The sequence below is a fragment of the Micromonospora sp. 4G55 genome, assembly GCF_016803375.1.
In genome coordinates this window covers 1-6,224 of sequence record NZ_JAEVHN010000367.1, presented here as the reverse complement: position 1 = coordinate 6,224, position 6,224 = coordinate 1, and the positions used below count along the sequence as shown (strand labels likewise).

Here is a 6,224-nt window from a genome sequence, read left to right as displayed (position 1 = left end):
ACCGGTTGCCGGCGGGGTCGACCCGGCGATCGCCGTGACCATGCTGCACCCGGTGGCCACGGCGTACCTGGCGTTGTTCGTCCACGGCCGGCTCCGGCCCGGCGAGACCGTCGTGGTGGCGGGCGGCGCCGGCAACGTCGGCGCCGCGCTCGTCGCGCTCGCCGCCACCGCCGGTGCCCGCGTCGTGGCCACCGCGTCGCCGGGCGATGCCGACTTCTGTCGGCGGAACGGCGCCGCCGACGTGCTCGACTACCGCGCCCCCGACCTGGCCGAGCGGCTGAGGTCGGCCTGCCCGGAGGGGGTCGACCTGTATCTCGACACCGCGGGGCGGAACGAGTTGGCGTGGACGATCGACCTGCTCGCGGTGCGCGGGCGGGTCGTGGTGCTCGCCGGCGGCGACACCCGGCCGGTGCTGCCGGTCGGCGCGCTCTACCGCAACGACCGGGCCGTCATCGGCTTCGTGATCTCCCACGCCACCACCGCCGAGCTGGCCGAGGCCGCGGCCCTGGTGAACCGGACGCTGGCCGCCGGGCGGGTGGCCCCGCGCGAGGTCCTGCCGCTGCCGTTGTCGGCGGTCGGCGAGGCGCACGGCCTGCTGGAGCGGGGCGAGCTCCGGGGACGGCGGGTGGTGATCCGCCCGTAGCGGGTGCTCGTGGCGGGCTCGATCGGGGGTGTTAATGTTTCTCCCCGTTGTCAGCGAGCGCCGCTAGCTCAACTGGCAGAGCAGCGGACTCTTAATCCGCGGGTTCGGGGTTCGAGTCCCTGGCGGCGCACTGGGTAACACGGGCTCTGGCCTGGTGGTTCTCCACCAGGCCAGAGCCTTTTGGTGTCCATGGAGATGGCTGGGTGGTCGGGAGCGGTGGGACTGTTCGGGCTGTCGGTGGACGTTGTGTTGTGGCCGTGGATAGGCGCTCGGGTCTGACGAGCGGCGGCCAGGGGCTCTGGCCCCGGACCGGTGAGGCGCGTGTCAGGCGCCTTTGGCGATCAGTGCCGCAGCGAGGGTCTGTTCCTGGAGATCAACTGACGGCGGACGTCGGGGCTGGGTGGACTGCTGACCGGCTACCCAGTCGGTCCGGACCGGTCGGTAGCGTCGATCGATGCGGCGAAGTTCGACAACCGGCCCACCTGGGACAACCGAGGGAAGTTCGACAGCCGGCCCGGCTGGGACAACTGGAACAAGAAGAAGTAACCCGCCGATACGCGGAATGGATCGGACGCGTGGGGTGGCGTGCCCGCCCCACCCCTGTACGGGTTGAGGAGGCATGCGCACCACGACAGTCGGCGATGTGAAGATCCTGCTGCCGGACCTCGACCCGGACGACCTCGACCGGGTGCCCGAACTGGCCGATGGCCTCACCGAGGCTTTCGTCGAGGGCGCATCGTGGCGCGGTGTGCAGCTGGAGGACTGCCGCATCCGGGGCAGCCGGATCACCGGTGGCGACCTCAGCGAGAGCACCTGGGAAGCCGGCAGCCTCTACGGCTGCGAAATCACCCGCACCGACTTCTCTGGAGCGGCTCTGGTCGGTGTGACGATCGAGCGGTGCGCGATCACTGGCTCACGGTTCACCGGCACCAGGCTCACCGACGTGCGCCTCAAGGACGTCCTGTTCGACGGCTGCCGCTTCGACTACGCCACCTTCCAGCGCGTCACCGCTGCCGGCTCGGTCGCCTTCACCGACTGCACCCTCACCCACGGCACCTGGTCCACCTGTCGTCTTCCGGGCATCGCGCTGCGGTCCTGCGACCTCGCCGGTCTGGAGCTGGACTCCTGCAATCTCAATGGCGCTGACCTGCGGTCCAGCAGCCTCCGAGGGCTCAAGACGCCACTCGACAACCTGTCCGGCGTCACCCTTGCCGCGGGCCAGCTTTCCGACCTCACCCAGCTGGCCGTCGCCGCTCTGGGCCTGACCGTGCGCAACGACTGACCTCCGGGAGCACCGTGGCCGCTGACGCCGTCCCGATCGACAGCCCGGACACGATCATCGTCTGCGTCCGAGGCAACTCCGGCTCGGGCAAGAGCAGCGCCGAGCGGGAACTGCGGCGTCGGCATGGCCGGGGCTGTGCGCTGGTCGAGCAGGACTACCTGCGCCGCATTGAGCTGCGCGAGCGGGACAAGCCCGGCGGTGAGGCTCCTGGCGTCACGCCTGGTCGACGAGCCAGTCCGGATGACTGTGAAGTCGCGTTCGGTCAGGCCGCGCCGTGGGTCGACCCGATGGAGCAGCGCCGGACCGTGGTGATGGGCGGACACCCAGACGCGATCGGCAGGGGAGATCTCGTCGTCGACCCACACGAAGGGACGCCCCTGCGCCCACTCGACCAGGCCGCGAGTCTTCCAGTGCAGGGCGCCGTCCTCGTCCGAGTCGGCCCAGTCCAACACCGGCAGGGCCGGCAGTCCGAGCAGCGGAGCCAGTACGTCGTTCGCGTCGCTCATCCAGGTGGACGCCCACACCAGGTCACACGGCAGGGCGGACAGCAGGTGGCCGTGTTCCGGCTCGACCCTGTGCAGCAGCGGATGGGCGTCATCCGGCCGAACCTGTACACGGGTTGGATTGGCCGGCATGCCCGGCGGTGCCGCCGGTGGCGTTCCGAACGGGATGAGGGTGCCGTCCACGTCAAGGAACAGCAGCGGACGCGAGGCGGACACGGTCCAAAGGTTAGCCCTCATCCGGTGACCGGTGACCGGTGACCGGGGACGTGCGGGCGCTGCGTGGTCTGGGCTCTGCCAACGCCGGCTGCGGACGCTGCATCGGTTGCGGTTGGTGGCGGGTTCCGGCCGCAGCGCGCCGACGGCGGGCGTCGTGTTGGCCTGTCGCTCTTCTGCTGCGCAATGACGTGCCCAGCAAGGCATGCAAAACGGCTCATACGTCCTAGAAGCGGAGCAAATCCCACCTAGTCTCAGGGTGCCGAGCCGGATCCTTGAGGAGTCAGCCGATGTCGCACCATCTCGACACCCCGCTCGCCGCGCAGTCCGGTCAGCTCTTCCTGAACGACCTGTACGTCTTCGACGGCGAGCGCGGCACGGTCTTCGTCATGGACGTCAACAGCTCGGTGACCCGGGCCGACATCAAGCGTGGCTTCCACCACGAGGCGCGGTACGAGTTCAGGATCCACCACGATGGGGCCGACCTGGAGGACCTCACCTACCGGGTCGCCTTCGGTGAACCGGACGCCGACGGGCGGCAGGCGGTGACGCTGCACGCGCTGACCGGCACCGAAGCGCGTAGCGACGCGGCGAACGGCGAACTCCTCGTCCAGGGGCGGACCGGCGAGGTGGTGAGCAGCGACGTCCTGCGGCTCTGGGCCGGCCGGATCGCCGATTCCTTCTACATCGACCTGGATCAGCTCGCGACCGTCAACGACGCCTTCAAGAACGGCGCCAAGCTGGACCGCTCGAAGTGGCGACCGGAGAACGCGAAGAACAGCTTCGCCGGCACCACCGTCGAGTCGATCGTCCTCGAGGTGTCGCACGACGAGCCGATGCTGCGCGACGGGGCGCAGATCGGCGTCTGGTGCACCACGAAGCTGGCGACGGACGCCGGCGGATGGCGGCCGATCAACCGGGCCGGCCACCCCATGATGTGGCCGATCTTCTGGCCGACCGACACCGACTTCTCCGACCCCGCCAACGTCCGGCACCCCTGCGACGACCTGAAGGCGGACGGCGAGAACATCGCCTCGACCGTCGCGCGGGTGGTCGCCGCGAACGGCACCGCTGTCGATCCGAACGCGTACGGCTGGAGCGTGGCCCGGCAGGTCTACCCAGATCTGCTGTCGTACCGGGTCGGGACGCCGGCGAACTACGGCTTCGCCGTGCGGAACGGGCGCACGATGTCGGACAACGCCCCGGAGGTGATGTTCTCCCTGGTGCTGAACACGGGGATGACCTCGGGTCTGACCGCGGACGTGACCCGGGAGGCCCGCTCCGGCACGTTCCCCTACGTGGTGCCCGCCTGACGCGGGTGGTCGCTCCGCACGACGGCGGCGATGCCGCTGGGCGACGCCACGCGACCGCATGGACCGGCCGGGTGGGAGCTGGGGGTCAGCGCGGCGTGGCCGGCGGGCGTAGTCCGTCGAGGGCGACGCCCAGCACCCGTTCGCGCTGCTCCGGCTCGGGGAACTGGGCCATGGTGAGGCCGCTGAGCAACCGGACCACGTCGTCGAAGCTGATGTCGGCGCGGACCGCCCCGGAGGCCTGGGCGCGGCGCATCAGCGGCTCGCCCGCGGTGTAGATCTCCGTCCGGCAACTCCGGAAGACCTCGGAGTCGTGCAGCAGCTCCTCGGCCAGGGCCCGCTTGGTGGCGACGTAGCCGACGAACCGGTGCAGCCAGGCGACCAGCGCGTCCCACGGGGGCAGGTCGGCCAGGTCGGCCGCGGAGCGACTCAGCGCCCGGACCTCCTCGACGTAGACGGCTTCGAACAGGGCCTGCCGGGTCGGGAAGTTCCGGTAGAGGGTGCCGATGCCCACCCCGGCGCGCCGGGCCACCTCTTCGAGCGAGGCGGACGCTCCGTTCTCCGCGAAGGCCTCGCGGGCGGCCGCGATCAGCGACTCGTAGTTGCGCCGGGCGTCGGCGCGCTTGGGTCGCCGTGCGAAGACGTCGGACGTCTGTCCCGCGCTGGCCATGACGTGCGTCACCTCACCTCGGTTGCAACCGGAGGCACCCCTCCGCTAGCTTAGTGGAGGCACCCCTCCGGAACTGTCCGGAGCCATGCCTCCGCTTAGCTTACCTCCCCGGGGACCGGGTGCCGATCCCGCCGAACAGGCGACCGGCACCGCCCCGAAGCCTGACGAGCCCACCTGCCCGTCGTCCCCTCCGTACGCGGAATTGGAGTTTCCCCGCATGACAGAGACCGTCCGTCGCGGCTCCCGCCGGCTCACCTTCCTCGTCCTGGCGGCCGGCACCGGGTTCTTCGCGATGCTCCAGTCGCTGATCACCCCGGTGCTGCCGACCATCCAGCACGACCTGCACACGTCCCAGAACACCGTCACCTGGGTGCTGACGGCCTACCTGCTCTCCGCGTCCATCTTCACGCCGATCCTCGGCCGGGTCGGCGACATGGTGGGCAAGGAACGGATGCTCGTGGTCTCCCTCGGCGCGCTCGCCCTCGGCTGCCTGCTGGCCGCCGTCGCGCCGAGCATCGGCGTGCTCATCGTCGCCCGGATCGTCCAGGGCGTCGGCGGCGCCGTCTTCCCGCTGTCGTTCGGGATCATCCGCGACGAGTTCCCCGCCGCGCGCGTTTCCTCCGCGGTGGCCGCCATCTCGGCGATCGTCGCGGCCGGCGGCGGCCTGGGGGTCGTGCTCGCCGGGCCGATCGTCGGCGCTCTCGACTACCGGTGGCTGTTCTGGATCCCGATGGTCGTCGTCGGCCTGACCGCCGTCGCCGCGTACTTCGTCGTGCCGGAGTCGCCGGTGCGTACCCCTGGCCGGATCGACTGGCGGGCCACCCTGCTGCTGTCCGGCTGGCTGGTCGCCCTGTTGCTGCCGATCAGCAAGGGCGCCGCCTGGGGCTGGACCTCGGCTCGGGTGGTGGGCCTGCTGGCGCTCGCCGCAGTGCTGCTCTCCGGTTGGCTGGTCGCCGAGATCCGCTCCAGCAACCCGTTGATCGACATGCGGATGATGCGGCTGCCCGGAGTCTGGACGACCAACCTGGTCGCCCTGCTCTACGGCGCGTCGATGTTCTCCGTCTACGCGTTCCTGCCGCAGTTCGTGCAGACCCCGACGGTGGCCGGTTACGGCTTCGGCGCGACCGTCACCCAGGCCGGCCTGCTGATGCTGCCCATGCTCGTCGGCATGTTCGTCGCCGGCCTCCTCGCCGGCCGGCTGGAGTCGCGCTTCAGCGCCAAGGCGCAGCTCGCCACCGGCGCGGCCTTCAACGTGCTCGCCTCCGCGATGCTGACGGTCGCGCACGACACCCGCTGGGAGATCGGGGTGGCCGGCGCCCTCGTCGGTCTCGGCATCGGGCTGGCCTTCGCCTCGATGGCCAACCTCATCGTGGGCAACGTCCCGGCCGGGCAGACCGGGGTGGCGACCGGCATGAACGCCAACATCCGCACCATCGGCGGCGCCGTCGGCGCGGCCGTGGTCAGCGGTGTGATCACCGCCCACCCGCAGGCGAACGGGCTGCCCCGGGAGGCCGGCTTCACCCTGGGCTTCCTGGTCCTCACCGGGCTGGCCCTGGCGGCCGCGGTGGCGGCGCTGGCCGTCCCGTCCGGGCGGCGCCCGTCG

General features: G+C 70.9%; 6 protein-coding genes, 1 tRNA gene and 2 pseudogenes. 7 read left to right on the top strand and 2 right to left on the bottom strand.

The annotated features are described in order from the left end of the window. From JNW89_RS24525 to JNW89_RS24510, 5 genes and pseudogenes are all read left to right on the top strand, one after another. Positions 1–643, top strand: a 643-nt coding sequence (locus tag JNW89_RS24525; protein WP_238450666.1) for a zinc-binding dehydrogenase, incomplete at its 5' end; no start/stop codon positions are given. A gap of 57 nt (positions 644–700) precedes the next feature. Then, positions 701–773: transfer RNA gene (locus tag JNW89_RS24520), tRNA-Lys, on the top strand. A gap of 266 nt (positions 774–1,039) precedes the next feature. Further along, on the top strand, positions 1,040–1,189 hold the full coding sequence (gene amcA / locus JNW89_RS37355) for a multiple cyclophane-containing RiPP AmcA (protein ID WP_375155074.1): 150 nt from the start codon (positions 1,040–1,042) through the stop codon (positions 1,187–1,189). 73 nt (positions 1,190–1,262) lie between these two features. After that, entirely contained in the window at positions 1,263–1,925 is a 663-nt protein-coding gene (locus JNW89_RS24515) for a pentapeptide repeat-containing protein (protein ID WP_238448773.1), read from the top strand. A 35-nt stretch (positions 1,926–1,960) separates the two neighbouring features. Then, positions 1,961–2,140 (top strand): annotated as a pseudogene (locus JNW89_RS24510) (kinase); the annotation flags it as partial. Between the two features lie 18 nt (positions 2,141–2,158). Here the strand turns inward: JNW89_RS24510 and JNW89_RS24505 are convergent. Continuing rightward, positions 2,159–2,665, bottom strand: a pseudogene (locus JNW89_RS24505) (HAD domain-containing protein); the annotation flags it as partial. Positions 2,666–2,931: 266 nt separating this feature from the next. Here JNW89_RS24505 and JNW89_RS24500 point away from each other — a divergent pair. After that, complete coding sequence (locus JNW89_RS24500; protein WP_238448772.1) at positions 2,932–3,954, top strand: DUF4331 family protein; 1,023 nt, start codon at positions 2,932–2,934, stop codon at positions 3,952–3,954. Positions 3,955–4,039: 85 nt separating this feature from the next. On the opposite strand, the gene JNW89_RS24495 is transcribed toward JNW89_RS24500, so the two are convergent. Beyond that, positions 4,040–4,621 carry a TetR/AcrR family transcriptional regulator gene (locus JNW89_RS24495; protein WP_238448771.1) on the bottom strand — a complete coding sequence of 194 codons (582 nt, stop codon included), beginning with the start codon at positions 4,619–4,621 and terminating at the stop codon, positions 4,040–4,042. Positions 4,622–4,838: 217 nt separating this feature from the next. Here JNW89_RS24495 and JNW89_RS24490 point away from each other — a divergent pair. Continuing rightward, positions 4,839–6,224: MFS transporter (locus JNW89_RS24490; protein WP_238450665.1), on the top strand; the 1,386-nt coding region annotated here is incomplete at its 3' end.